The organism is Streptomyces sp. NPDC005775 (assembly GCF_042871565.1).
GTDB lineage: Bacteria > Actinomycetota > Actinomycetes > Streptomycetales > Streptomycetaceae > Streptomyces.
This window is the reverse complement of record NZ_JBIAIU010000014.1, coordinates 53,781-76,825: the sequence shown is the minus strand read 5'-3', so window position 1 is coordinate 76,825 and position 23,045 is coordinate 53,781. Positions and strand designations below refer to the sequence as shown.

Sequence of the window (23,045 nt, the reverse complement as noted above, 5' to 3'; positions counted from 1 at the left end):
GTCGGTCAGCGGAGTTCGAGGACGCGCACCCCGTACGGGGCGATCACCACATCCACCACCGGGTCGCCGCCCGTCAGCTCGCGCAGTTCACCGTCCGCCGACGGGCGGACGGTCAGTTCCTCGGCGGACTGGCTCACCAGCCAGACGAAGCGCGTGCCGTCCTCCCGGACCAGCGTGTCGGCTGCGACGTACGGAGAGCCGGCCGTCACCGGTCGTGCGGCTCCGGCGAGTTCGGCGAGCGCCGCGTACAGGCGGTGTGTCTGCTCCGGGTTGGCCCGCGCCGTCCGGGCCGCCATGTGCTCCAACGGGTAGGTGGCCAGGACCGTGCGGCCCTCGCCCGTCTCCTGGCAGAGCAGAGCCGGGCGGCCGTGCGCGTCGGTAGCGACGACGCGCGCACCGGCGGGGACGACCGGCAGGTAGGCGCGGCTGTCCTCGTTGCCGGCGACGGGGAACGTCAGGGTCTCGCCTGCGGCTATGGAGCCGAAGTCCTCCGTGAACGTCATCTCCAGCACGTCGTCCTCGATCGGCTCCGCGACACCGTAGGAGAGCTGGAGCTCCACGCCGAACAGTCCGTCCAGATCGTGGAACCACGGACCACGTGTCGCCGGGTGCTCCCCCGAACAGAACGACAGGTAGACCGTGGCGCCCTCCCGGGCCCGGCGCTCCAGCGCCCGACGGGTACGGGTGGTCAGCTGCCGCGTCGAGGGCAGCAGGTACAGCGCGGCGTCGTCCGGCAGTCCGTCGGCCTCCCGGGCGAACGCCACGGGCAGGTCCGCACCGCGCGCGGCCACGTACGCCTGGTGGAGGGAGGTGAAGATCAGCGGGCGGTCGGCGGGCCGGCTGTAGGGGTACCCGCGTTCCAGGAAGGCGGGGACGACCAGGGCCGCGTCGGCGTCCGTACGGCGGCAGCGGGTGAAGTCGACCTGCTTCAGGATTTCGGCGAAGGCGGCCAGTTCCCGCAGCGGCTCCTTCGGCCGGCCTGTGTGGTCGGTGATGCCGAAGTGCATCTCGAAGGGGTGGTGGTCGTACGGGGACTGATCCCACAGGTCGTCGTAGTCCGTGTTGTTCCAGGCGATCCAGCCGGTCGCCCCGCCGAGAAGCGAGTTGTGCAGGGTCTGCCGGTAGAACACGCCGGCGTTGGCCGCCGAGACCACGTCGGTCGACAGCCCGAACTCCTCCAGCACGACCGGCTGGCCGGTCACGGCGGCGAGTTCGCACTCGAACGCGGCGCGGTAGTGCTGGCGCGGCCGGTCCGTGTCGGACCGGTAGACGTGCGGCCCGACGAAGTCCACGTACTCGGCGGTGTCCCGAAGCGAGAAGCCGTTGTCCCGGCCCGTGACCTCGATGCCCCAGGCGCCGTCGCCCAGCGAGACGGGCTGGGTGCCGCCCGCCGCGCGCACCGCGTCGCACATGAACTGCGCCCAGGCGGTGACGACGTCGCTGGAGGGCGGGTCGACCTGGTAGATCCGTCCGTAGCCCGGCATCTCGTTGGTGATCAGCCAGCCGGTGACCGCGGGGTGGTCCTTGAAGCGGCGTGTCATCTGGGAGACGAACCATGCCTGACGCCCGACCAGCCACACGTCCTCGTACAGGTCGCGGTTCCCTCGCCAGGCCGGGTCCCAGTTCTCACCCGACATGTGGCCGACGATGAAGGTGGGGACCGTCCCCATCCCCGCCTCCGTGTGGGCGTCCAAGAAGTCGCGGAAGCGCTCGCACAGCTCCTCGTCGATCCGGCCGGGCTCCGGGTGGAAGTCGGGCCAGTAGAAGAAGGACCGGGTCATGTTCAGTCCGTGGTCGCGCAGGACGGCCAGTTCCTCGCGGACGGTCTTCGGGTCGTAGTTCCGCCACATCAGCGGGCCGCCGGTGCGGGACCAGAAGTTGGCGCCGAGCCAGGGAATGACGGCGGAGTCGTGGGTGAGCTGGGCGCTGTGGCGTCGCATGGTCGGGTCCTGACCTCTTCGATGTGCGGGGGTGGATCGGTGCGGCGGGCGAACGGCCGGTGCGGGCCGGGCCGGAGCCGCGGGACGAAGCGGGGCCGTGAGAGGCGGGCCGCGGGCGGTGTGCGGTGGGCGACTCATGGCTCAGAACCCGGCGGGAAGCGGGCCGGTCGATTCCCGGACGACCAGGCTCGGGCGTCCATCGAGGACCGGAGGCGGCACGTCCTCGCCGCAGCGGTGGAGCAGCGCGCGGGCGGCGGCCGCACCGACCCGCTGCACCTGCTGGTCCACGGTTGTCAGCCGAGGGTGAAGCCAGCGGCCGAGCGGCAGGTTGTCGTACCCCACCACCGACACGTCCTCCGGCACCCGGAGCCCGCGCCGCTGCGCCGTGCCGATGCCGCAGACCGCCATGGAGTCGTTGGGGAAAACCAGCGCGGTAGGCCGGTCGGGCAGGGCGAGCAGTTCCTCGGTCACGGCGACGGCGGCCTGTTCGGTGAAATCGGTGTGCCGGATGGCCACGGGGCTCAGCCCTGCCCCGGCGAGCGCGTCCTCGAAGGCGGCACGGCGCAGTTGGGTGTGCACCAGTTCGGCCGGGCCCGCGACGTACGCGAGGCGCCGGTGGCCCAGTTCCAGCAGGTGGGCGACGGCCTCGCGGACGCCGGCGTCCTGCCGGCCGAGCCCGACGCCGGGGACGGCTGATGCGGAGTCGGGCGCGCCCAGCAGGACGGCGGGCAGTCCGAGGTCCCGCAGGAGGTGCGGGCGGGGGTCGTCGGCGCGTGCGTCTGTCAGAACGGCTCCGTCGATGCGGCCCTCCGCGACGAGCCGTTCGTACAGTGCGTTCTCCTGGGCGATGCCGGCGACCAGGTGGAGCAGCAGACCGTAGCCCCGGGGGGCGAGTTCGCCCTCCAGACCGGTGATCAGTTCACTGAAGTGCGGGTCGGCGCCGAGCACGTCCGTGGGGCGCCTGACGACGAGCGCGATCGTGCGGGTACGGGCCCGCCGCAGGGCCGAGGCGGACGCGCTGGGCGACCAGCCCAGTTCGGCGGCCGCCTCCAGGACCCGGCGGCGGGTGGCCTCGGAGATCCGTCCGGTGCCGTTGACGGCCTGGGAGACGGCGGCGGTGGAGACCCCGGCCGCGGCGGCCACGGCCTTGATCGTGGGCCGGCCGGTGGCCTGGGCCGGTGGCGTGCCCGCCATGCCGTCCGATTTCTGGGTACGTCCCTCGAGACGTTCCTTCACATCTTCACCGCCCCGCTGACGAGTGCCTGTTGCATGCGCTTCTGGAGCACGGTGTACACCACCCAGACGGGGACCAGTGTCAGGACCGTGCCCGCGGTCAGGATGCCGTAGTCGGTGCCGGTCAGGGACTTGAGGGTGGGCAGCGCCACCTGCACAGTGCGCTGTTCGGGGTCGGGGCCGATGATCACGAGGGAGTACAGGTACTCGTTCCAGAACGTCAGGAAGTTCAGCAGGAGGATCGTCGCGATCCCGGGCATGCACATCGGGGTGTAGATGTGCCGCAGGACGGCGAAGGTGGAGGCGCCGTCCACCCGCGCAGCCTCCTCCATCTCGCGCGGGATCGTCCGCATGAACTGGACGAGGATCACGACGGACAGCGGCATCGCCGTGGCCGGCAGGAAGAAAACCATGAAGGCGCGGGTGTGGAAGAGTCCGGTCGCCGCGGCAAGCAGGAACGTGGGGAAGAGCGCGGCGAACGTGGGGACCAGGAACCCCAGTGAGAACACCCGCTCCACGAAGGCGCCGAGGCGTCCCTCGGTACGGGCGATGGCGAAGGCCGCCGGAATGGCCAGGGCCAGGGTGAGCACCAGCGCGAGCGCGGTGACCAGTACCGAGTTGACGATGGCCGGCCCGAGGCCCGCGGAGGAGAAGGCCTCCCCGAAGTTGTGCGGGGAGAACGAGGTGGGCAGGGAGAACGGGCTCCCGAAGATCTGGTCGTTCGTCTTGAACGCCGAGACCAGCAGGTAATAGAGGGGCACCACCAGCAGTGCCGCGTACAGCCACGCCAGGATGTGGGCCGGCAGCCAGGACCTTCCGAACTTCATGGAACCGCTCCGATCAGTAGTTCTGGCGGAAGACGCGACGGATCGTCAGCAGCCCGGCCAGACCGACCAGGAACAGGACCACGCCGACGGTCTGGCTGTAGCCGAGGTCGGCCGCGATGAACGCCTTCTGGTAGACGAGGAAGGACAACGTTGTCGAGGAGCTTCCGGGGCCGCCCTGCGTGAGCAGCAGTACGTTCTGTGCGGAGCCGAACAGCGTCCACAGGAACTGGAGCATGGTCACGACGCCGACGAAGTCGCGGATGACGGGGAAGTGGATGCGCCACATGGCGCGCCAGTGGCCGGCGCCGTCGAGCTGGGCGGCCTCGCCGATCTCGTCCGGCACGCTGCCGAGCCGGGCAGCGAAGAGCACGGCGGTGAAGCCGATGCCGCTCCACACGTCGAGGACGATGAGGCAGTACAGGGCGGTGGACGGGGAGGCGAGCCAGGCGTCGGTGAGCGAGCCCAGACCGGCCTTGTCCAGGGCGCCGTTGAGCATTCCGTCCGGCGAGAGGACCGCGTAGAAGACCATCGCCTTGGCCGGGGTGGAGATGAGGCCGGGGATGAAGAGCAGGTAGCGCAGGGCGCGGTGACCCGGCGGCTTCTGCGCGACGTAGTACCCGAGCATGTACGCGCACACGATCATCACGGGCAGGGCGACGACCAACTGGGTGGCGGTGTTGCCCACCGAGTCCCAGAAGACCGGGTCGTCCAGGACCGTCCGCACGTTGTCGAGGCCTGCGAAGGAGACCGGTTGGAGCATGCCCGGCCAGTGCAGGGCGGCGATGACGAAGATGGCGATCAGGGGGCCGACCATGAAGACGAGGTACCAGACCAGCGCCGGCAGGGCGAGGACGACCCCGGCCTGCTTCCGGCGGCCGGGCCGGGCGGGAGGGGGCGAGGGCGGGGCCGGCCGGCGGACCGAGGCGCCGCCCGGGGCGGACGAGAGCAACGTCATGAAGGGACTCGCAGAGGGCTCGGGCGCGCGGTTCAGGCCGTGCGGTAGGCGGATTCGAGGGCGGAGCGCACGGCGGCCGCGCTCGTTCCCCGGGTGAAGGCGGTGCTGGTCGCCGTGATCAGCGGCTGGGTGGCCGTCGGGGGGACGTACAGGTCGGGCAGGAGGACCTGGCCGACACCGTCGCCGAGCTGCTGGGCCTTGGCCACCAGCGGGAATTCCTTGCTGACGGTGTCGGTGACGAGCGCCATGTCCCGGCCGCTCTCGGTGATGAAGCGTGAGACCGTCTCGGGGCGGTACATGAAGCGCAGGAACTTCTCGACCGAGGACAGCTTCTTGACGCCGTTGGGGCTGATCCAGAATCCGATGAGGGTGTGCGAGCGCATGATGGTCGGCTTGCTGTGCGAGGCGCCGGGGGCCAGTGGCCAGCCACCTATCTCCGTGTGTCCGGCCGCCTTCGGTGAGACCTTCGCCAGCGCCGAGGACATCGCGGACTGGATGGCCGCCGTCTCGGTGTTGTACTGCGTGGTCATGATGTCCGACGTCAGCCCCTGCGCCTTGTCGGCGAAGACGCCGGCGTCACGCAGCTGGACGAAGTAGTCGATGCCCTCCCGGGCTCCCCTGCTGCCGCTGAAGTCGCCGCTCGTGTAGACCTTCCTCGCCTCGTCGGGCGTGAGGAAGGTCTGGATGATCTGGGCCAGCAGCTTCTGCCCGGTCCAGTCGTTGCCGCCGACGGTGACCGGGGCGATCCCCTTGGCGCGCAGTCTGCGCGCGGCCCCGATCAGCTGGTCACCGGTGGTGGGTACGGAGTCGACACCGGCCAGCTCCAGCAGGGCCGTGTTGAAGGCGACGGGCCAGTTGGTGGCGAAGTACGGGAAGGCACGGAGCCTGCCCTTGGCGTCGGTCCATTCCTCGAGGGCGGCGGGGAGCACGCGCTCGCGGAGCCCCCAGTCGTCGAGATAGCCCTTCACGTCGACGGTGGCCCCGACATCGGTCCAGGCCAGGGTCTTGTCGTAGAGGTTGACCATGACCACGTCCGGCTCCTTGCGGGCCAGCCGGGAGGTCTCGTACACCTGGGGAAGGTCGTCCCCGTTGACGAGGTTCTTGATCCGGATGTCCGGATTCTCCTCGTGGAACGTCTCGACGACGGCCTTGTAGGTGGGAGAGCCGGGCGCGGTGGTGCCGAGCTGGGTGTGCACGAGCAGGGTGCCGGGGTCGGAATCGGCCGAGGCGAATGTGGAGCAGCCGGACAGAGCGGTAGCGGCGGCAAGGCCGGAGCCTGCTGCGAGGAAACCGCGCCGGCTCAGGGATGAGCGCACAGCGGGATGTCTCCAACCAGGACGTTAACCATGTGGTTAATCGATGTACCAGTGGGCTGCGAGAAACTTAGAGCCACTTACGGGAAGGGTCAACCCCCGGTTGCACATGACGAAAATACGGACATCTTGGCTGAGTGAAGGCCACCTCGGGGCTCCTTCGGGGGCGGCCACCGAACTTCCCCCGGGGGCGGGCACAGGACTCCCCCGGAAGACCCCGCACTCACTGCCGCCTCCTGCCCCCTCGGCAGTCCGGCTCCCTCGGCTGGCGGTATTGATCGCGGGCGGCTCATTCGGGACGTCGGCCCAGGCATTGAGAGACATCGGGTTCCCCACCACCTGAAGGGCGAAGGCACTCACACCGCGACGCGCGGCGTCACCCCGAATGCAGAATGCACAACTTCGCCCTCATCGGATGACTCCCGCCCCCTGGCTGACGTGCACTTCTCCGTCAAGTTCAGCGTGTTGCGCTGTGGGCGACGTCCGGCCCTTCGGCCGAGAGGAGCGGAAGTGCGAGCACCGACGAGAACGAGTGAGCCCCGGTGCTGGAGCGGAAGGTCTTGAGGGGTGGTTGCGCCGGTCTTGCGGTGGTGGGTCCGGGGATCTGGGCGGGCGGAGAGGCTGGGGCCGACTGAGTCCGGATCTGGGCGGCGACGGCTCCGGGGGCGAAATCGAAAGGGACTCCGTGCTCTTCGGGAAACGTCACGGGCTGCCGCGCGGGAGATGTGGTCTGCGCATGCCGGCGCTCAGGCCGCTGCGGATGATCTGTGCTGCCCGGCGGTCCTGCCCCGGGCGCGCCCGAGAGCGGCCCGGTGCGACCTGGCCCTGGCTCCATGAGCTCGCCGCCGCATTCCACCGCTTGGCCGCACTACCCCGGCCCGCCGACTGACTCGCGGTCCACGCCCACACCCTCGACCCGAGAACCTTGGAGAACCCGGCCCCCCGTCGGGCCCTCTACGGCGCACCCACTTGTGAGCCCTCGCCGGCGAGATTCCCGTCTCAGCGGCGACGTGTGCGACCCGACGACCGGATGCGGCACGTTCGACCAGGAGACACCTCCCGAAGGCTGTCAGCCGGGCATTACGGTGGGACACGAAGACCTCCGTGTGGTGCGTTCCTAGACAGCTCCACCACATCGGCGGCCTTCGTCATGTTCAAGACCCAAGTCTGCCAACAACGCTCGTGATCAATACATCTAGATCGCTGCGGGTTGGATCACGACTGGCGGGTCCTGCGGGTTGCCGGGCCAGAGCCACAGCGTGCCAGGCGGTGCCGTGCCGGTCAGGCAGGCGATGAGCGGTTCTCTGCGTCGGCGAGATGGGTGGGCCTCCAAGCGGATCAGGGCCTCGTCGATCGGGACCCAGGCGGCCTCCAGCACCAGCCTGTCGGGGTCTTGAGGGTTCGGGGCACCCTCCGGCCCCTGCGTGCGGAACGTGAAGACGGTCCAGGTGCCATCCCAGTCTGGATCGCCAACTACCACGTGCTGGGAGACGCAGGCCAAGGTCGTTGGCTCGGCCAAGATCAATCCGGTCTCCTCGTGGACCTCACGGGTGAGGGCATCATGGGCAAGCTCTCCAGGCTCGGCCACGCCGCCCGGAAGAACCCATTGTTCCGCTTCTCCCGGCAGACGTTCGCGAACCATCAACACAGAGCCGCCCAGTTCAACTATGGCTGACACGATAGTTTTTGAGGCTCGTGACACCATGCCGCCTTCCCCTAGCCTACGTCAACAATACATCGGATTGATGCAGGATTCTTCAAATCCCTTACAGATAAGCACAGTTGCACGACAGGCCACCTGACTTGCAGTCAAGGCAAGTCACGCAAAGGGCGACGCGGAGTCATGCACTCCGGGCGCTACTGGCCTGTCTCGATAGCAGAGAGGCCAGCTTCGGGTGCAGTTGACTCCTCCACCGAGTAAGGAGTGTGCCCCATGGAGAACGGCGAGCCTGTGCACCCATTGCCCCTCGATATTTCTTGACTGCCAAAGTTCACTGAGGAGCTCCGAGATATCGGCCTCTGGGAAGAGAATTCCTTCCATACTTTTCGCGCCCCCCGAAAGAATGACCGGACGGGACGACGTGGAGCGGCGTAGCGTGCCCTCCGTTGCCCATCCGCCGCCACAGGGTAGACGGGCGCTTGGCTCGTCGCGTACGACGAGTTCCCCTATACATAGACGGGCGGGGCCCGGCGTCTGGAACTGCTTGGGCTCCAAGGGGGAAAGATGACGTCGGTTGAGAATTCCTGAGCGGCGCAGGACGCCTTGCATCAGGACGGTGGCACTCCAGCGCGTTCGCAGGGGCGGTGCCAGGGCGGGGGCTGGGGCGGCACTTCAGCCTGTTGGCCGCCGAGTGACAGGTGGAGCAGGGCTTCGTGCCCTTGGAACTCGACGTGTTCGACGATGCCCGTCAGCGGGCGTTCGAAGGACGTGGCGCCGGAGTGTTCTGCTATGCGTATGACCTCGGGACGCAGGCCGATAAGGAGAGGCCAGCCCTGAACGGAGCTGGTCATGGATGTAGGTGAAGACCCAGGGCCCCGGCAAAGTCGTGGAGTGTCGGGCTTGAGGTAGTTGGTAGAGACGCGCCCGTGCCGGTGGCAGCAGGGACCGTTTCGGAAGATCATCGAGGCTCTCGAGGCCTTGTTGATCCATCCGAAGTCAGCCATGCCCGCACCACCATCATCGCTGATCTCTGCACTGTCATGTCCACCAGCGGGTGCCACCGCGCCCGACCCTGCCGGGCTTCCTACGGCGCTGGCACATCTACCGGATCCACGAGCCCGCCGCGGCGTGCGGCACCGGCTGCGGGTCGTAGTCAGCACGGCGGTCTGCGCCGTTATGGCCGGCCACCGCTCCTACACGGCGATCGCCGAATGGATCAAAAACGTCCCAGCCGCGACCATGCTCGCCTTGGGTATCAACCCTGATCGCAGGCCGTCCGAGACGATGATCCGACGCCTGCTGCAAGCGTCGATCCTGACCTACTGACCGCGGCGATAGGTGACTGGCTCACCGGCCGGGCCACGACCACAGAGGAGTCGGCCACGAGACAAGCGATTGCGGTCGATGGCAAGACTCTGCGCGGCTCACGCAGCAGCGGCAGCCCTGCCCGGCACGTCCTCGCAGCCTGTGACCAGGACACGAGCGTTGTCCTCGCGAGCATCGGCGTCGACGGCAAGACCAACGAGATCACTCGCTTCGCGCCGCTGCTCGACCGGATCAGTGACCTGCGCAACACCGTGATCACCGTCGACGCGTTGCACTGCCAGCGTGATCACGTCACCTACCTCGCCGAACGCGGCGCCGACTGGATACTGACCGTCAAAGGCAACCAGCCCACCCTGCCCCAGCAATTGGCCGATCTGCCCTGGCGGGCCGTCCCGGACACCACCCGCGACACCGCCCGCGGACACGGCCGCCGCGAGATCCGCGCCCTAAAGATCCTGAGCGTCTCCACCGGCATCGAATTCCCGCACGCTCCCCAAGCCATCCAGATCCGCCGCCGACACCGCCTGGACCAGCCGAAACGCTTCACCACCGAGACCGTCTACGCGATCACGAACCGGCACGTGCACCAGGCCAGACCCGCACAGCTCGCCGCGTGGATCCGCCGTCACTGGCACATCGAGAACCAGATCCACCGGGTCCGCGACGTCCCCTACGACGAAGACCGCTCCCAGATCCGCACCGGCACCGGACCTCACGTCATGGCCGCCCTGCGCAACGCCGCCATCGGCGCACTCCGCATCACCGGCGTCACCAACATCGCCGCCGCCAACCGCCACCACGCCCGCGACAGCACCCGACGACTGGCACTACTCGGCATCACCTAACGACTTCGCCGGGGGCCCTGGGTGTCCATCGCACTACGCAAGGTAGTGGATGTGGTCCCCCCGGAGATACGGGCGGTAGCTGCGGCGACGGTTGCCAGGTCGTCGCTCGAGAAGCCGGCGCGGCTCAGCACCGCCAGGGATTTGTTCGTTGCCAGCGTGCACAACGCCAACTCTGCCGCCTCGCGTTCATCGGCCCCCGCCGCCAGCAACGCCTGCTCCAGCATCGCCCGCAAGCCGTCGATCATGGCGCGGACCATCGCCTGGCCCTTCGCGTCGAGGGCGGGGAACTGCGTTGCCGACACCGTGAGCAGGCAGCCGTCCGGGACCGTCGGGTCGGCGATGCGGTTCAGGGTGACCTGCAGGTAGGCGGCCACAACGGCGCTCGGGCTCGAGTGGAGGCCGGCCAGTGCCTGGTCGTACAGCGGGTGGTAGGTCTGCGCGTACCGTTGGAGGCTTTTTTGGAAGAGGGTGCTCTTGTCGCCGAAGGTGCCGTAGAGCGAGCTCCGGCCCAGGCCCGTGCCCTCGGTCAGGCGGTCGATCGAGGCCTCCGAATAGCCCCAGCGCCAGAAGACGTGCATCGCACGTCGTAGCGCCTCGTCCTCGTCGAATTGCTTGCGGCCCGCCATGGTTCGTCAGCCTACACATCTTGTATCGATCGTTTCAAGATGTGTAGGGTCGCCGCCATGACAAGTTGCACTGATCGTTCCATGATGAGGACGGCCGACAGCACGACAAGCCTGAATTCAGTACAGCTGCCCGACGGGTTCACCGACGTCTTCACCAGCCGGCTCGTGGAGCTGAACGGGCTGCGGCTGCACGCAGTCACCGGCGGCGACGGCCCGCCGGTGCTGCTGGTCGGCGGGTGGCCACAGACCTGGTACGCCTGGCGGGAGGTGATGCCCGCGCTCGCCCGCGAGCACACCGTCGTCGCCGTCGATTCGCGCGGGGCCGGGCTCTCCGACAAGCCCGACGACGGTTACGACGCCGGCACGCTGGCCGCCGATCTGGTCGCGCTGATGGCCGCGCTCGGGCACGACCGGTTCGACGTGGTCGGCCACGACATCGGCACGTGGACGGGATACGCCCTCGCTGCTGATTACCCCGAGCGGGTGGGCCGACTCGCCGTCGTCGAAGCCGTGATCCCCGGTCTCGTGCTGTCCCCGCCGGTCTTCAGCCCGGCTGCGGTCAACCAGAAGCTCTGGCAGTTCGGCTTCAACCGGCTCACCGAGCTCAACGAGGAACTGGTCCGAGGGCGGGAGCGGCTCTTCTTCGGCTGGCAGTTCGCCACCAAGGCCGCCACCCCTGCCGGGATCCCCGCGTACGCCGTCGACGTCTATGTGGACGCGATCACCGCGGATCCTCGCGCGCTGCGGGCGAGCTTCGCGTACTACCGGGCGCTGGACGAGACGATCGCGCAGAACGAGCAGCGCAGCAAGACCCGGCTGACGCTGCCGGTGCTCGCCGTCGGCGGCGCGCTCTGGAGCGGCGCGAATGCCGCCCAGACGATGCGGCTGGCGGCCGACGACGTCACCGGGGTGATCCTCGACGACTGCGGCCATTATCCGGCTGAGGAACAGCCGGAGCGGTTTACCGAAATCCTGGAGGACTTCCTCGGTGGTGAACCGGTAGCAGGCGTGCCGCACGACTGACACACGTCCGCAGCCGTCTACGCCATCACCGACCTGCGCGTCCACAAGGCCAGACCGGCACGACTGGCCGCCTGGATCCGCGGGCACTGGGCCATCAACAATAAGATTCCCCGGGTCCGCGATGTCCCCTACGACGGAGACCGCAGCCAGGTCCGCCCGGGCACCGGACCTGAAGTCATGGCCGCGATGTGCAACGCCGTCATCGGCGCGTTACGCACCGCCGGAATCACCACCATCGCCGCCTGCACCCGACATCACGCCCGCGACAGCACCCGAGCACTGGCCCTCCTCGGCATCACCTAACGACTTTGCCGGGGCCCTGGGTGAAGACCCCGGGCCGGTTCCACCTCCAGAAGAATCCGTAAACCGTCTCCCACGGGGTTATGTGGAATTTGACTTGCCAAGATCATTGGCAGTGCCAGCGACTGCCGGCCCGCACTCGGGGGAAAGGTGGGCGACGACCAAGGCGACTGCGTCACGCGGGTTGTCAGCCTCTCCGATGTCCGCCGGCCCTTGAGGCGAGCGGGTCTCCCACCAGGTGACGCGGTATCTCCCGTCCACGGGCGTAACCACTGGAACGTCGTGGGTGTAGGGAAAGCCGGTGCAGCGGCTGAAGTTCAGCGACCGGTGGCTGTGGAAGGGGAACAGAGCGCGAAGCTGCGGCTGGGCGTAACACGCTTCGATGAGGTCCTGGTCGACGTGTGATGCCGCGGTCTGCCGGTAGATCGTCCACATGGTCTCGACCGCATCGCCGCGCTCGTGGGCCTCGGCGAGCGGGCCGTAGTGGACGAACGGGCATGCAGATTGCAGATCTTCCAAGGTCGCGCCGGACTGCCAGTCCCCCGTAGCCGTGGCAGCCTCGTTCAAACTGGTTGTCGTGCCCTTGGCCATCGCGACACCGCCTTCCCAGAAGCTCATGACGAAGCAGCGGTCCTGAATGCCCAGGTGAACGCTCGTCGCCCGGCTGTCACCGTCTGCCCGGGCTCCTGTTCGCTTCCACCCCGGAGCTCGTTCGAGGAGCACGTCGAACCGGTATCCGGCCTGGTCAACGGCCTTCTGCAAGGCGATCTGGAGGGTGCCGTCCCGGCCGAGTTCAGGATAAAGACTGGTCAGGTCCGGGACCGGTTGAGACGTCACGCTTCGCCCTTCAGTTGGTGCTGCCGGTGGTGGACCGCTCTTCGTTGCCTGCCGCAGGCTTCGTGCTGTGCCGGACCTCGACGAGGGGTAGCAGTGTGGCTGTCGCGGGTGTTCCGAGGTGGCGTGGTGTCGGGCCAGGGACATCGGTGAGTCGTGCCAGGAGTTGGTCGAGGGCAGTTTGGCCGTCGTCGACGGCGGTGTGTTCGTCTTCGGTGAGGGGGATGTTGGCCAGCAGCTTCTGCAGATTGTCCTTGGCCTCCAGCAGCTGGCCCCGGCTGCGGTTCTTCGGGGTGTAGAAGTCGCAGCGCGCGCAGGCCATGCGGTGCTCACACTGCTCGAGGAAACTGTAGGTGCACCAGCCGTGGCCCAGGTCGTAGTACTGCCAGGGTTCGCCGCTCGCGGCGGCGCCTGAGGCGACCTCGTCGCGGTCGACGAGGACCGCGATGGTGCGAACGTTCCGGGCAAAGTAGTCGGCGTCGTTGTAGACCCTGGCCAGGGTGTTCGGGGTGATCTTCGCGTAGTGGGCCGTCGCTTCCGGGGTGCGGCGACCAAGCCATTCCTGCAGTTCGGACAGCGTCATGGGCTCCTTGGCGTTGTAGAGCCGGCTGCCGATCGTGAACCGGCCCGGTGTCTGGTGATGTTGCCGCGGACGTCACCTGTGGGGACGCCGGCCTTGCGGCAGAGCATCGGGATGATCGCCGTGTTGATGTTGTGCTTGGCGACCCGGCGGGCGCGGCGGGCGAACAGGAAGTCGGTCGACTCGCCGGCTTTGTGGTCGAGCCTCTGCGGTTGGGCGGGTCTGACGGCCTGCCTTGCATCAATGGCCTTGCCCAGGAGTGGGTCGACGGGCTTGGTGAAGGCGGTGGTCTTACGGTGGGGGCATCCAGCAGGCAGACCGCGTCGCGGGCAAGGACTTCGCCCGAGCCGCCGGGGATGGGCAGGCCGTCGCACTGCCGGCGGCTGCAGACCACCCGCAGCTGGGCGATCTCGTCACTGCGTTGGCCGGCGAAGAGCCAGACCGGGGTGATGGCGCGGATCAGCTCGACCGGGTAGGTCCGGCTGTCCGAGGTCGGCAGATCACCGGGTTCGACGTTGAGGCCCGGCCCACAGCAGCTTCGCGAGGTAGGGCCAGCCGGCTTCCCGGCCGCCGGTGTCGCCGCGAAGGCCATCTGGCGCCGCCGCTCCGGAAGGCCCGCCGAGAACCGCACCCTGCCCGAGCAGCGTAGGGCACCGATCCGCCAAACCGCCTCCCGGTGACGGGAGATCGGGATGTCCTCGTCCGCACCATTGACGCGGTCATGCCTCCCCTCCATCATCATGGGAGCGCTCCCATAGATGCCGCGCCTATGGCATCCATCGACCACTCACACCGGGCGTCCTGCCGACCGACGCGGCGCTCGTCCGAGGAGGACACGTCATGCCGCTCGCATACCTCCCCGCCACCGGCCGGTTAGGCCGGCCGGCCCACAGAACTGGACGTCCCGTGGGCAGACGCGCCGCCGCAGCGCTCGTCTGCGCCCTGGCCACGGTCGCCGCCCTCGCCGCCGCTCCCCCGGCACCAGCCGCGACCGGCCGGGCCACTGCGGACCCTGCCGCAGCGGCTGCGGCCGCCGACGAGGCGTCGGCCGTCGCGGTCTCCGTCAACGCGGGAGTGGGGCTCGGCACGATCGACAAGGCGGCGTTCGGGGTCAACCACGCGCTCTGGGACTCGCACATGAACGACCCCGAGGTGACCGGCCTGCTGAGCGAGGCGGGTGTCGGCATGATGCGCTATCCGGGCGGCTCCTACGGCGACATCTACCACTGGAAGGACCACACCGCCCCGGGCGGCTATGTGGCTCCCGGCACCACCTTCGACGAGTTCATGGGCAGCGTCCGCGCCTCCGGCTCCCAGCCGATGATCATCGCCAACTACGGCACCGGCACCCCCCAGGAGGCCGCCGACTGGGTCCGGTACGCCAACGTCACCCGCGGCTATGGGGCTAAGTACTGGGAGATCGGCAACGAGATCTACGGCAACGGCCACTACGGCAGCGGCTGGGAGGCCGACGACCACCCGGACAAGAGCCCGCGCGAGTACGTCCGCAACGTCCTCGCCTACGCCGGAGCGATGAAGGCCGTCGACCCGACGATCAAGATCGGTGCGGTGCTGACCACGCCGGGCGACTGGCCGGACGGCATCTCCGGCCCGGGCGACTCGGCCGACTGGAACCACACCGTGCTGTCCGCGGTCGCCGGGACGATCGACTTCGCCATCGTGCACTCCTACCCGGGCGGCGCCACCGCCGACGACGCCCTGCACCGGACCGCCCGGCTGCCCGGACAACTCCGCGAGGTCCGCAGGCAAATCGACCGGTACGCCGGGGAACGCTCGTCGAGGATCGGCATCGCGCTTACCGAGGTCAACTCCAACGTCCAGATGAACAGCCGCCCCAACGGCCTGTTCGCCGCGGACACCTACATGACGGCGCTGGAGAACGGCGTCTTCAACGTCGACTGGTGGAACGTCCACAACGGGCCCGACAAGGTGGAGACGGTGGACGGCGACACCGACTTCAACGACTTCGGCCTGCTCTCCAGCGGCGGCTGCGTCGGCGACGTCTGCCAGCCGGCCGTGAACACGCCGTTCCACCCGTATTACGGCCTCAAGTCGCTGACCCAGCTGGGCCGTCCCGGCGACACGATGGTCGCTTCCTCCACCGACAGCGACCAGGTGTCCGCGCACGCCGTGCTCCGGGCCGACGGCACGCTGAGCGTGATGCTGATCAACAAGGACCCACTGAACTCCCGCACAGCAGACATTAGTTACGCCGGATACACCCCCACCACCCAGGCACCGGTCGTGCACCGGTACGGCCGCGGCGACACCGATATCACTCGGGTGGCCTCCACCACCGGGGGAGACCAGGTGCTGCCGCCGTACTCGATCACCACGATCACCGTCGCCCCGCACGCCGCCGCGGCCTCGGTCGGCGCGCCCGGCGCACCGAGGACCACCGCGGTGGACAGCTCGACCGCCACGGCGAGCTGGACCGCCCCCGCGAACGGCAAGGCGGTGCGCTACGAGGTGTACGAACGCCTGGGCGCCAACGCCCAGTTGCTCGCCACCTCGACCTCCACCTCGGCGACGCTGCACAACCTGCCGCCGGGCTCCGAGCACACGGTCAACGTCCTGGCCCGGGACGCCGACGGCCGCCTCTCGCGCCCCTCCGAACCGCTGACCTTCGCCACCACGGCTCCGCGCGACAGCAGCTGCCTGGTCAACTACCGGATCGACAGCGGCTGGGGCAGCGGATTCGTCGCCACCGTCACGGTCTCCAACGTCGGTGACGCCCCGGTCAACGGCTGGACCCTGGACTTCACCTGGCCGTCCACCGGCCAGTCCGTGCAGAGCTCCTGGAACGCGAACGTCACCGGGTCGGGCACGCGCGTCCATGTGACCGACAACGGCGCCAACGCCGACCTGGCCCCGCGCGGCGGCTCCACCGCCACCTTCGGCTTCGTCGGAGCCAACGACGGCGCCAACCCCACCCCGACAGCGTTCACCCTCAACGGAACAATCTGTCGCACCTCCTGACTTGCCACCTGCGGCCCGGCCCGCCCTCCGGCGGGCCGGGCCGCGCGTGAGGATCGTCGCCCGCACCCAGAGGAGGCACAGTGAGCTGACCTGACCCTATGCGTCCGACCTGGACCGCACTGGACCCCACAAAGAGCGATCTACCACCTGTGCCATGTGGGGACGCCGGAAGTGCCCTACGAACACGTCGAGGGGCGTATCCGCTGGGCAGACGGCTGTCCGACCAATGCCGCGCCTACCGGGCGGGATCATGCCCGGCGCCCGGGCCGGGCGGCTCGACAATGACGTTCACCGACCCGCTTCTTTGCGCGGCCATCGTCGACCGCCTCACCTTCGGTGGCACCATCATCGAGACTGGCACCGACTCCTACTCGGCCGGATCAACATCCGCTGCCGAAACTCGGCATCAAACGCTCTTCGTCACCGCCTACGAAGCCAACCGGCTGAAGGGGTATATCGGACCCCGCCACAGCGTGATCGGCCGTTTCTCCGGCCCGCACCACCGGCCGCCTCCACCGAATTCCGCGGTGGCATTCCCTTCACGCCTGCGGCCCGCACCACGCTCCTTCCACCGGCCGCTCCGAGTGGCCAGACCCACCTGGCCCCCCGGGGCTGCCGAACCCGTCACCGGGACCGGCCCCGCCAAACCGAAGGTGCGCACCGTCACCCCGTCGCGCAACCGGCCGCGGAACGGCCGCGGAACGGGCATGCCTGCCGAAATACCGGGTAGCTGAGGCCATGGCTCTGCCGGACCCGCAAGACGGAAGGAGATCACCGGTGTTGATGGCCCACCCCGCAATGCTGCGGAGCTTGATCGAACAGTACGAAGCTCTGCAGGTTCTGCGCGCCCAGGCCGGCACTACGGAGGCGCAGCAGCGGATGGACGACGTCGCCTACACGTTGTGCGTGTCCACCGGCACCCGTGACGTGGACGCCGCCCTCATCGCCGCCCGGCACCAGTTGCCCGGCGCCCGGACGTACGACGATTCCGTCCTGACCGGCAGTTGAAGCCTGCCGCCCGGGCGCCGATGCGCAGCGGGCGGCCGATACGCAAGGACAAAAAACCACGTGGCTACCGCGGACCAGGCCGACGCGCCGATCTACGACATCCTGATAGCCGAGCGCGGCGACATCCCCGCCGATGCCCAGCACACCGCCGAACAGACCCGGCGAACAGCGGCAAGGGTACTCAACTGGAACAGCCCCTCACCAGGCGGAAGGCCGCCCATAGTCACGGCCACCCCGGACGCCGGCCCTGCAGGGCCAGAGCCGGAGCACGCCGCATATCCCCAAGCAGAGCATGACCGCTCGCGAGAGCCGTCACATGCCCCGCCACCACCCCCAGCTTGACGTCGGTGTGCTGTGACACCTCCCCCAGCGCACCCCACGCCTCCTCCACCGTGCACGGACCCATCGCGCAACCATGCCGCGGACTTCGTCCATCGCCCGGCCGGGGCCACATAGCCTGCCGCAGCTGAGCCACCTCACGGCGCAGCAGCCAGTTCGGGCCCGTAGACGCAGTGCCCCGGCCAAGGCGCACCGCGACCTCGGGCGCGCCGCCGTCGGGGTGGTTCCAGCACGGGACGTCTGGCATGGGCCCGCTGCGTGCACGCTGGACTGACTGCGCTGGGCGCAGTCACCTCATGCAACAACCCCGACGCTTGCTCTTCAGTCCAGGGACCATCGCGGATTTCGTAGTACGGCCCGCCGCCGCGGTTCGTCCAGGGCGGTCAGGGCCGCTTGCGCGGCTGATTCAGCCTTGGAGACCTGATCGGGTGTGGCGGCGTTGCCGAGGTCCCGAAGCGTCGTGAGCCGGCAGAGCGAAGCAAGTGCGCGGCGGTGCACGTCGCCCGCCTGCTCCGCTTGGTCTGCGGCTCGCGCAAAAAGGGTCGCGGCCTGGCCCAGGTCTCCTTGCGCGCGGTGGGCGTCCGCCAGTCCGCCGTACGCGGCGCTCAGACCGTAGGCGTCGTCCACTGCGGTGAACTGGACGACCGCGAGGGTGAACAGGTCGACGGCCTGGGGCCACTCTTGTTGCTGCGCGTGCACGGCGCCCAGGTGGCAGTGCATCCATGCCTGTCCGAGCCGGTGCCCGACGGCCTCGAACGCCGCCAGGCCGGGCTCGTAGCACGCCTGCGCCTCGGAAAGCCGGTTCTGCGCGCGGAGGGTGGCGAGCAGATTGGCTGTGGCCCAGCCGGTCACGGTGCGGTCACCGAGCCGGGCGGCGATCGCGGCCGCCTGACGCAGGTGGGCCGCAGCCTCCTCATATCGCTTGAGGCGCCGCAGGGTGTGCCCGAGGTTGTTGTGGGACTGGGCCAGAGCATGGCTGTCCTCGCCGGTGAGGGCGTCGACGGCCAGGCTCAGGTGACTGATCGCCTCGTTGTATCGTCCACGTTCGCGCAGGAGCATGCCGGACTGGAAGTGTGCCTGGCCCACCAGTTGGGGCTGCCCGAGGTTCTGGGCGCGTTGCAGGGCGTCCGCTGGACGGTGCTCGGCGCCGGCGTGGTCGCGCAGGAGGCGGCTGCGGTCGCCGAGGCCGAGCAGGAGGCGTACGGCGCAGGCTTCGTCACCCGAGGCGAGGGCATGATTCAGCGCGCTCTCGTACGCCCGCCGCCATGCCTCGTAATGGCTGCCGGCTTCGAACCAGGGCTCCAGGCACAGGGCGAGTGCGACGGCATCGGCCGCGCCACCGCTCTGCGGTGTCGACTGTTCCACGACAGTGACGAGGACCGTTCCTTCCGCGTCCAACTGTCGGCGGGCTCGGCCGGCTTCCGCCGTGTCCGGGGAGTGCAGCGCCTGGATGTTGTCGGTGGCGAGGGCGACGGCCCAGGCGCGCAGCCGGGCCATGGCCCTCGCGCACTCCTGCTCGCCGTCCTCGTCCCGGGCCTGTTCCCGGGCGAAACGCCGTAGCAGGTCGTGGAGATGGAACCGGTCGCCGTCCGGGCCCGACGGCTCGGCAAGGTAGGCATCCAACAGTTCGTCGTGGGCGTCTTCCACGTCGTCCTCGCCGAGACCGGTCAGGGCGGCGACGCAGGGCACGCTGAGGGAAGTGGCGGCGACCAGTCCTTGACCGCGGAAGACACGTGCCGCGGTGGGAGAGAGAGTGCGGTATGACAGTGCGAAGCCGGCTCGTACTTCGGTGTCGAACGCGCCGTGGCGGCGACCCTCTTCGGCCAGACGTCGCGCGAACGTCGTGAGGGAGCGGCGCTTCCCGGAGGGCGAGTTGAGCGCAGATGACGCCAGCTGAACCGCCAGCGGCAGACAGCCGCAGGCACGTCGGCTGAGCCGATCTCGGGAAGCAGGACGCCGCCGTCCTGGGCAGGACGGCGGCGTCACATCGGTTCGGCACCCGGAATGATGATGACCACAGCGTGAAGGTACCCACCCGCGCCTGGCCTTGCCCGAGCCCTGCACGAAGACCGACATGCCGTCGCCCAGGGGATCACCACCCCTTTCAACTCCGGGGTCGACGCAGGTCGCATCACTGACGTCAAACCGCAGAAACGCCTCATGTAGGACGCGCGCGCTGGCGTCTCCCTTCTCCCCCACCGCGTCGTCCTGATCGCCCACCTCCGTCGACGCTACGTGGACCGGCCAGCCCTACAGTCCCCGAGATGATCTCCGGCCACGAAAATCCTGCCAGAGCCACGTTCACTTGTACGCCGACAACGGGCACCTCGAGCCCGTCCTCCTACGCGACCGCGACCCTCAGTACTTCACGTGGGAGGGCACCATCTGGCACGACATGCGCTCCGACGACCTGATGAAGAAACAGGTTGAGAAGATGCGCCGCACGCTCGAAGGAGGGGTGCGCGGGCGGCTCTCGCTCACCGCCCCAACCGCCTGGTGGCGCTACGCCCGCACGGGTGACAGGCTTGATCAGGTGGATAGTGACCGGATGGAGAAGCAGCTGCTGGACGGTTTGACCGTCGATACCAGCCGGCCTGAGCAGCCGATTCTGCTCGACGAAGCGGGCAGGCCGATCAGGACCTGGCGCGAGAACTACCCCTACGACCGCAAGATCCACCGCAGGGAGTACGAGCGGATCAAGCGCATCCTGCAGATCGAGATGCTCAAGCTCCAGCGGTGGACCAAGAGCACCGGCGCACGGGTCGTGGTGGTTTGCGAGGGGCGGGACGCGGCCGGAAAGGGCGGCACCATCCAGCGGTTCACCGAGCGCCTCAACCCACGTGGTGCGCGCATCGTGGCCCTGGACAAGCCCACGGACCGCGAGCGCGGCCAGTGGTACTTCCAGCGCTACGTGGCCCATCTGCCGGCGCCCGGCGAGCTCGTGTTCTTCGACCGCTCCTGGTACAACCGGGCCGGAGTCGAACGCGTCATGGGCTTCTGCACTCCGTCCGAGTACGAGCTCTTCCTCGGGCAGTGTCCGGAGTTCGAGAAGATGCTCGTCGACGACGGCATCATCGTGGTCAAGTTCTGGTTCTCGGTCTCCCGCGCCGAGCAGCGCACACGCTTCGCCATCCGCCAGGTCGACCCGGTCCGCCAGTGGAAGCTCTCGCCCACGGATATCGACTCCCTTGATCGCTGGGACGACTACACCACTGCGAAGGTCGACATGTTCCGCGCCACCGACACGGAGCATGCGCCCTGGACGGTCGTGAAGAGCAACGACAAGCGCCGGGCACGCCTCGAAGCGATGCGCAGTCTGCTCGCCCGCATCGACTACACGGCGAAGAGCGACGAGGCGGTCGGCAAGCCGGACCCCCTCGTCGTGGGCCCGGCCGCCACCCTGCTGGAACCGGGCGAGGAGGACACCGCTCTCTCGCCCACCCGTCTCGCCCCGCACGCCGAGGGGCCGGGTGAACATCCCTGATCGCGCTCAGCCGCGCGTGGCGGTGACGTCACCGTTCACCGTGGTCAGGGTCATGTTGTGCCCGTTCCGCTCCGTGGCGAAGGGGAACGCCACCGCGGTCCGGCCGTTCCGCGTCGTCGCGTCGGCGGCGTACTCGGGCGCGTCGCGGGGCAGCGACACCCGCACGGAGCCGTTGGTCGTGGCGGCGTCAAGACGGGCCGGTGAGGTGGTGCTGCCGAGCGTCACGTCACCGTTGACGGTCTCTGCGTGCAGACGCGCCGAACTCAGGGTTCCCGCGCGCACGGAGCCGTTGTGGGTGACCAGACGGACGGTGGCGTCGTCGAGGCCGGACCGGGCGACCGTCACGTCCCCGTTGACAGTGGTCAGGTCCAGCGCCGTCGCGACGCCAACCACATCAATGCCCGCGTTCCTGGCGGTGACCGTGACCGGGACGCCGACGGGGATGCCGACCACGGGCATGCGGGGGCACTGCCCGTCCTCATGATCACCCTGCTCGTCGGGCGCGGGCTCCTCGTCCCCGGGGCAGGACAGGTCGAGGACCCAGGTGTCGTCGCGGTGGGACCAACGGCTGTCGATCCGGGCCTCGATGACCGCCCCGTCGCCTTCGGCCGGCCGCAGACGCACGCCGTTGTCGGTCGTGATCACCAGATGCGATCCCCGGCCCAGGTCGGACGGTGCCCCATCGAGCCCTGCGCCGGGGCCCCCGCCGCACGCGGCCAGGAAGGGAACGGCGGCCAACAGTGCTGCCCATCGCGATCGATGCGTGAATGTCGTGAGGTTCATGTCTTCTCGTCTTCCCAGCGCAAAGCCATCCCATGGCACACGGCCGTGGCTCAGCGAGACAGCGGCGGGTCCTCCGCTCCCCCACCGGATGCCCCCAAGCGCCTCGCGGGCCTTCGCCCACATTGCCGCACCGCGCTCCGACAGCCCCGGGTACCGAGCGAGCACCGCATCGGAGAAGTCGTCCGGGTCCAGACCTGGATGTGTCACGCCCTTCCAACGATGAGATCGGACCCGGCCTCAGCGATCGGGAACTCGACATGGTCGAAGCACGGACTACTCCCCGGCGGTCTGACGCCACGGGCGCAACGCCACTTCTGTCGCCTGCCGCACCCGCGTCCGCAAGTGGTCGGCGTCCGCGCCGTCGATGCCGTCCTCGCCGATGAGTGCGTCAAGTGCGCCACTCACCGCTCCCGTCAGCCCTCCGGCGAGCGCCGCCGCGGTCACCCGGTCCAGCTCCTCGGGGAACGCCACCTGCAGCTCGCGAGCGATCTCCCGCTGGGCCGCGAGCTGGACCTGCAGCGCTTTGCCCCGCACCGCGGGGACGGTGTGGAACAGCCGCATCCGCACGTCGGCCATCGGGCTCACCATGTCGGCATCGCTCTCGGCGATGGAGTCGAGCGCCCGCAGCAGCACGTCCACCGGGCCCTCAGCCGGGTCGCGGTTGACGATCGCCGCGATCGTGGCCCGCGCGCGGGCGTCGCTGTCGGGGAACAGGAGGTCTTCCTTGCTGGCGAAGTACCCGAAGAAGGTCCGGGTGCCGATCTCCGCCGCCGCCGCGATCTCGGCGACGGTCGTCTCGTCATAGCCCTGGCGCGCGAACAGCTCCGCGGCGGCGTCGATAAGCGCCCGGCGCGTGCGCGCCCGCTTCCGTTCGCGCAGGGAGGGCTCCGGGGCGGCGGTCTCATGTCTGGCCATGACGTAGAGGTTAATGCATTGACGGCTAACTTGCACTCAGTGCATACTCGCATC

Annotated in this window: 21 protein-coding genes; 8 read left to right on the top strand and 13 right to left on the bottom strand. The window is 68.9% G+C overall.

Features of this window, described 5'->3' with window-relative positions; genetic code table 11:
- Positions 1-5 precede the first annotated feature (5 nt).
- The 7 genes from ACFYPA_RS28650 to ACFYPA_RS28620 form a co-directional block, all read right to left on the bottom strand.
- A complete protein-coding gene (locus tag ACFYPA_RS28650; RefSeq protein ID WP_389135012.1) occupies positions 6-1,940 on the bottom strand; it encodes a cellulase family glycosylhydrolase in 1,935 nt (644 codons plus the stop codon).
- A gap of 141 nt (positions 1,941-2,081) precedes the next feature.
- A complete protein-coding gene (locus tag ACFYPA_RS28645; protein WP_389135009.1) occupies positions 2,082-3,176 on the bottom strand; it encodes a LacI family DNA-binding transcriptional regulator in 1,095 nt (364 codons plus the stop codon).
- The gene (locus ACFYPA_RS28640) at positions 3,173-4,000 is read right to left on the bottom strand and encodes a carbohydrate ABC transporter permease (RefSeq protein WP_389135007.1); all 828 of its coding nucleotides are present in this window, start codon (positions 3,998-4,000) and stop codon (positions 3,173-3,175) included. The genes ACFYPA_RS28645 and ACFYPA_RS28640 overlap by 4 nt, the downstream gene beginning before the upstream one ends.
- 13 nt (positions 4,001-4,013) lie before the next feature.
- Positions 4,014-4,955: a carbohydrate ABC transporter permease gene (locus ACFYPA_RS28635; protein ID WP_389135004.1), complete on the bottom strand. Its 942-nt coding sequence runs from the start codon at positions 4,953-4,955 to the stop codon at positions 4,014-4,016.
- A gap of 32 nt (positions 4,956-4,987) precedes the next feature.
- Positions 4,988-6,271, bottom strand: a complete 1,284-nt coding sequence (locus ACFYPA_RS28630; protein ID WP_389135002.1) for an ABC transporter substrate-binding protein — start codon at positions 6,269-6,271, stop codon at positions 4,988-4,990.
- 1,192 nt (positions 6,272-7,463) lie between these two features.
- Entirely contained in the window at positions 7,464-7,973 is a 510-nt protein-coding gene (locus ACFYPA_RS28625) for an NUDIX hydrolase (RefSeq protein WP_359318091.1), read from the bottom strand.
- Positions 7,974-8,536: 563 nt separating this feature from the next.
- On the bottom strand, positions 8,537-8,779 hold the full coding sequence (locus tag ACFYPA_RS28620; RefSeq protein ID WP_389135000.1) for a TOBE domain-containing protein: 243 nt from the start codon (positions 8,777-8,779) through the stop codon (positions 8,537-8,539).
- A gap of 277 nt (positions 8,780-9,056) precedes the next feature.
- Between ACFYPA_RS28620 and ACFYPA_RS28615 the strand changes: the two genes are divergently transcribed.
- On the top strand, positions 9,057-9,254 hold the full coding sequence (locus ACFYPA_RS28615; protein ID WP_359318087.1) for a transposase family protein: 198 nt from the start codon (positions 9,057-9,059) through the stop codon (positions 9,252-9,254).
- Positions 9,251-10,099 (top strand): ISAs1 family transposase, encoded by an 849-nt coding sequence (locus ACFYPA_RS28610; RefSeq protein WP_389135295.1) that lies wholly within the window; start codon positions 9,251-9,253, stop codon positions 10,097-10,099. Before ACFYPA_RS28615 ends, ACFYPA_RS28610 begins: the two co-directional genes overlap by 4 nt.
- Here ACFYPA_RS28610 and ACFYPA_RS28605 read toward each other — a convergent pair.
- Positions 10,096-10,725, bottom strand: coding sequence for a TetR/AcrR family transcriptional regulator (locus tag ACFYPA_RS28605; protein WP_389134997.1), 630 nt, complete (start codon positions 10,723-10,725; stop codon positions 10,096-10,098). The genes ACFYPA_RS28610 and ACFYPA_RS28605 overlap by 4 nt on opposite strands.
- 57 nt (positions 10,726-10,782) lie before the next feature.
- Between ACFYPA_RS28605 and ACFYPA_RS28600 the strand changes: the two genes are divergently transcribed.
- Positions 10,783-11,748: an alpha/beta fold hydrolase gene (locus tag ACFYPA_RS28600; protein WP_389134995.1), complete on the top strand. Its 966-nt coding sequence runs from the start codon at positions 10,783-10,785 to the stop codon at positions 11,746-11,748.
- A 177-nt stretch (positions 11,749-11,925) separates the two neighbouring features.
- Positions 11,926-12,051, top strand: a complete 126-nt coding sequence (locus ACFYPA_RS28595; protein ID WP_389134992.1) for a hypothetical protein — start codon at positions 11,926-11,928, stop codon at positions 12,049-12,051.
- A gap of 78 nt (positions 12,052-12,129) precedes the next feature.
- Here the strand turns inward: ACFYPA_RS28595 and ACFYPA_RS28590 are convergent, their stop codons facing one another.
- Together ACFYPA_RS28590 and ACFYPA_RS28585 are read right to left on the bottom strand one after the other, a co-directional pair.
- Complete coding sequence (locus ACFYPA_RS28590) at positions 12,130-12,885, bottom strand: DUF6193 family natural product biosynthesis protein (protein WP_389134990.1); 756 nt, start codon at positions 12,883-12,885, stop codon at positions 12,130-12,132.
- Positions 12,886-12,895: 10 nt separating this feature from the next.
- Positions 12,896-13,465 (bottom strand): hypothetical protein, encoded by a 570-nt coding sequence (locus ACFYPA_RS28585; RefSeq protein ID WP_389134988.1) that lies wholly within the window; start codon positions 13,463-13,465, stop codon positions 12,896-12,898.
- Between the two features lie 837 nt (positions 13,466-14,302).
- Between ACFYPA_RS28585 and ACFYPA_RS28580 the strand changes: the two genes are divergently transcribed.
- The 3 genes from ACFYPA_RS28580 to ACFYPA_RS28570 all read left to right on the top strand — a co-directional run bounded on the left by ACFYPA_RS28580 (position 14,303) and on the right by ACFYPA_RS28570 (position 17,470).
- On the top strand, positions 14,303-16,462 hold the full coding sequence (locus ACFYPA_RS28580; RefSeq protein WP_389134986.1) for a cellulose binding domain-containing protein: 2,160 nt from the start codon (positions 14,303-14,305) through the stop codon (positions 16,460-16,462).
- A 281-nt stretch (positions 16,463-16,743) separates the two neighbouring features.
- The gene (locus ACFYPA_RS28575; protein ID WP_389134983.1) at positions 16,744-17,196 is read left to right on the top strand and encodes a hypothetical protein; all 453 of its coding nucleotides are present in this window, start codon (positions 16,744-16,746) and stop codon (positions 17,194-17,196) included.
- Between the two features lie 43 nt (positions 17,197-17,239).
- The gene (locus tag ACFYPA_RS28570) at positions 17,240-17,470 is read left to right on the top strand and encodes a DUF5133 domain-containing protein (protein WP_389134980.1); all 231 of its coding nucleotides are present in this window, start codon (positions 17,240-17,242) and stop codon (positions 17,468-17,470) included.
- 660 nt (positions 17,471-18,130) lie between these two features.
- On the opposite strand, the gene ACFYPA_RS28565 is transcribed toward ACFYPA_RS28570, so the two are convergent.
- Complete coding sequence (locus ACFYPA_RS28565) at positions 18,131-19,498, bottom strand: tetratricopeptide repeat protein (protein ID WP_389134977.1); 1,368 nt, start codon at positions 19,496-19,498, stop codon at positions 18,131-18,133.
- A gap of 859 nt (positions 19,499-20,357) precedes the next feature.
- Here ACFYPA_RS28565 and ppk2 point away from each other — a divergent pair.
- Positions 20,358-21,293 (top strand): polyphosphate kinase 2, encoded by a 936-nt coding sequence (gene ppk2 / locus ACFYPA_RS28560; RefSeq protein WP_359083209.1) that lies wholly within the window; start codon positions 20,358-20,360, stop codon positions 21,291-21,293.
- Positions 21,294-21,299: 6 nt separating this feature from the next.
- On the opposite strand, the gene ACFYPA_RS28555 is transcribed toward ppk2, so the two are convergent.
- Positions 21,300-21,938, bottom strand: a complete 639-nt coding sequence (locus ACFYPA_RS28555) for a DUF4097 family beta strand repeat-containing protein (RefSeq protein WP_389134975.1) — start codon at positions 21,936-21,938, stop codon at positions 21,300-21,302.
- A gap of 411 nt (positions 21,939-22,349) precedes the next feature.
- Positions 22,350-22,991 (bottom strand): helix-turn-helix domain-containing protein, encoded by a 642-nt coding sequence (locus ACFYPA_RS28550; RefSeq protein ID WP_359083037.1) that lies wholly within the window; start codon positions 22,989-22,991, stop codon positions 22,350-22,352.
- Between the last annotated feature and the right edge of the window lie 54 nt (positions 22,992-23,045).

Coding starts and splice junctions, on each gene's coding strand:
- ACFYPA_RS28650 (WP_389135012.1), bottom strand. CDS start 1,940: ATGCGACGCCACAGCGCCCAGCTCACCCACGACTCCGCCGTCATTCCC.
- ACFYPA_RS28640 (WP_389135007.1), bottom strand. CDS start 4,000: ATGAAGTTCGGAAGGTCCTGGCTGCCGGCCCACATCCTGGCGTGGCTG.
- ACFYPA_RS28635 (WP_389135004.1), bottom strand. CDS start 4,955: ATGACGTTGCTCTCGTCCGCCCCGGGCGGCGCCTCGGTCCGCCGGCCG.
- ACFYPA_RS28625 (WP_359318091.1), bottom strand. CDS start 7,973: ATGGTGTCACGAGCCTCAAAAACTATCGTGTCAGCCATAGTTGAACTG.
- ACFYPA_RS28620 (WP_389135000.1), bottom strand. CDS start 8,779: ATGACCAGCTCCGTTCAGGGCTGGCCTCTCCTTATCGGCCTGCGTCCC.
- ACFYPA_RS28605 (WP_389134997.1), bottom strand. CDS start 10,725: ATGGCGGGCCGCAAGCAATTCGACGAGGACGAGGCGCTACGACGTGCG.
- ACFYPA_RS28600 (WP_389134995.1), top strand. CDS start 10,783: ATGACAAGTTGCACTGATCGTTCCATGATGAGGACGGCCGACAGCACG.
- ACFYPA_RS28595 (WP_389134992.1), top strand. CDS start 11,926: ATGGCCGCGATGTGCAACGCCGTCATCGGCGCGTTACGCACCGCCGGA.
- ACFYPA_RS28585 (WP_389134988.1), bottom strand. CDS start 13,465: ATGACGCTGTCCGAACTGCAGGAATGGCTTGGTCGCCGCACCCCGGAA.
- ACFYPA_RS28580 (WP_389134986.1), top strand. CDS start 14,303: ATGCCGCTCGCATACCTCCCCGCCACCGGCCGGTTAGGCCGGCCGGCC.
- ACFYPA_RS28575 (WP_389134983.1), top strand. CDS start 16,744: ATGACGTTCACCGACCCGCTTCTTTGCGCGGCCATCGTCGACCGCCTC.
- ppk2 (WP_359083209.1), top strand. CDS start 20,358: ATGGAGAAGCAGCTGCTGGACGGTTTGACCGTCGATACCAGCCGGCCT.
- ACFYPA_RS28550 (WP_359083037.1), bottom strand. CDS start 22,991: ATGGCCAGACATGAGACCGCCGCCCCGGAGCCCTCCCTGCGCGAACGG.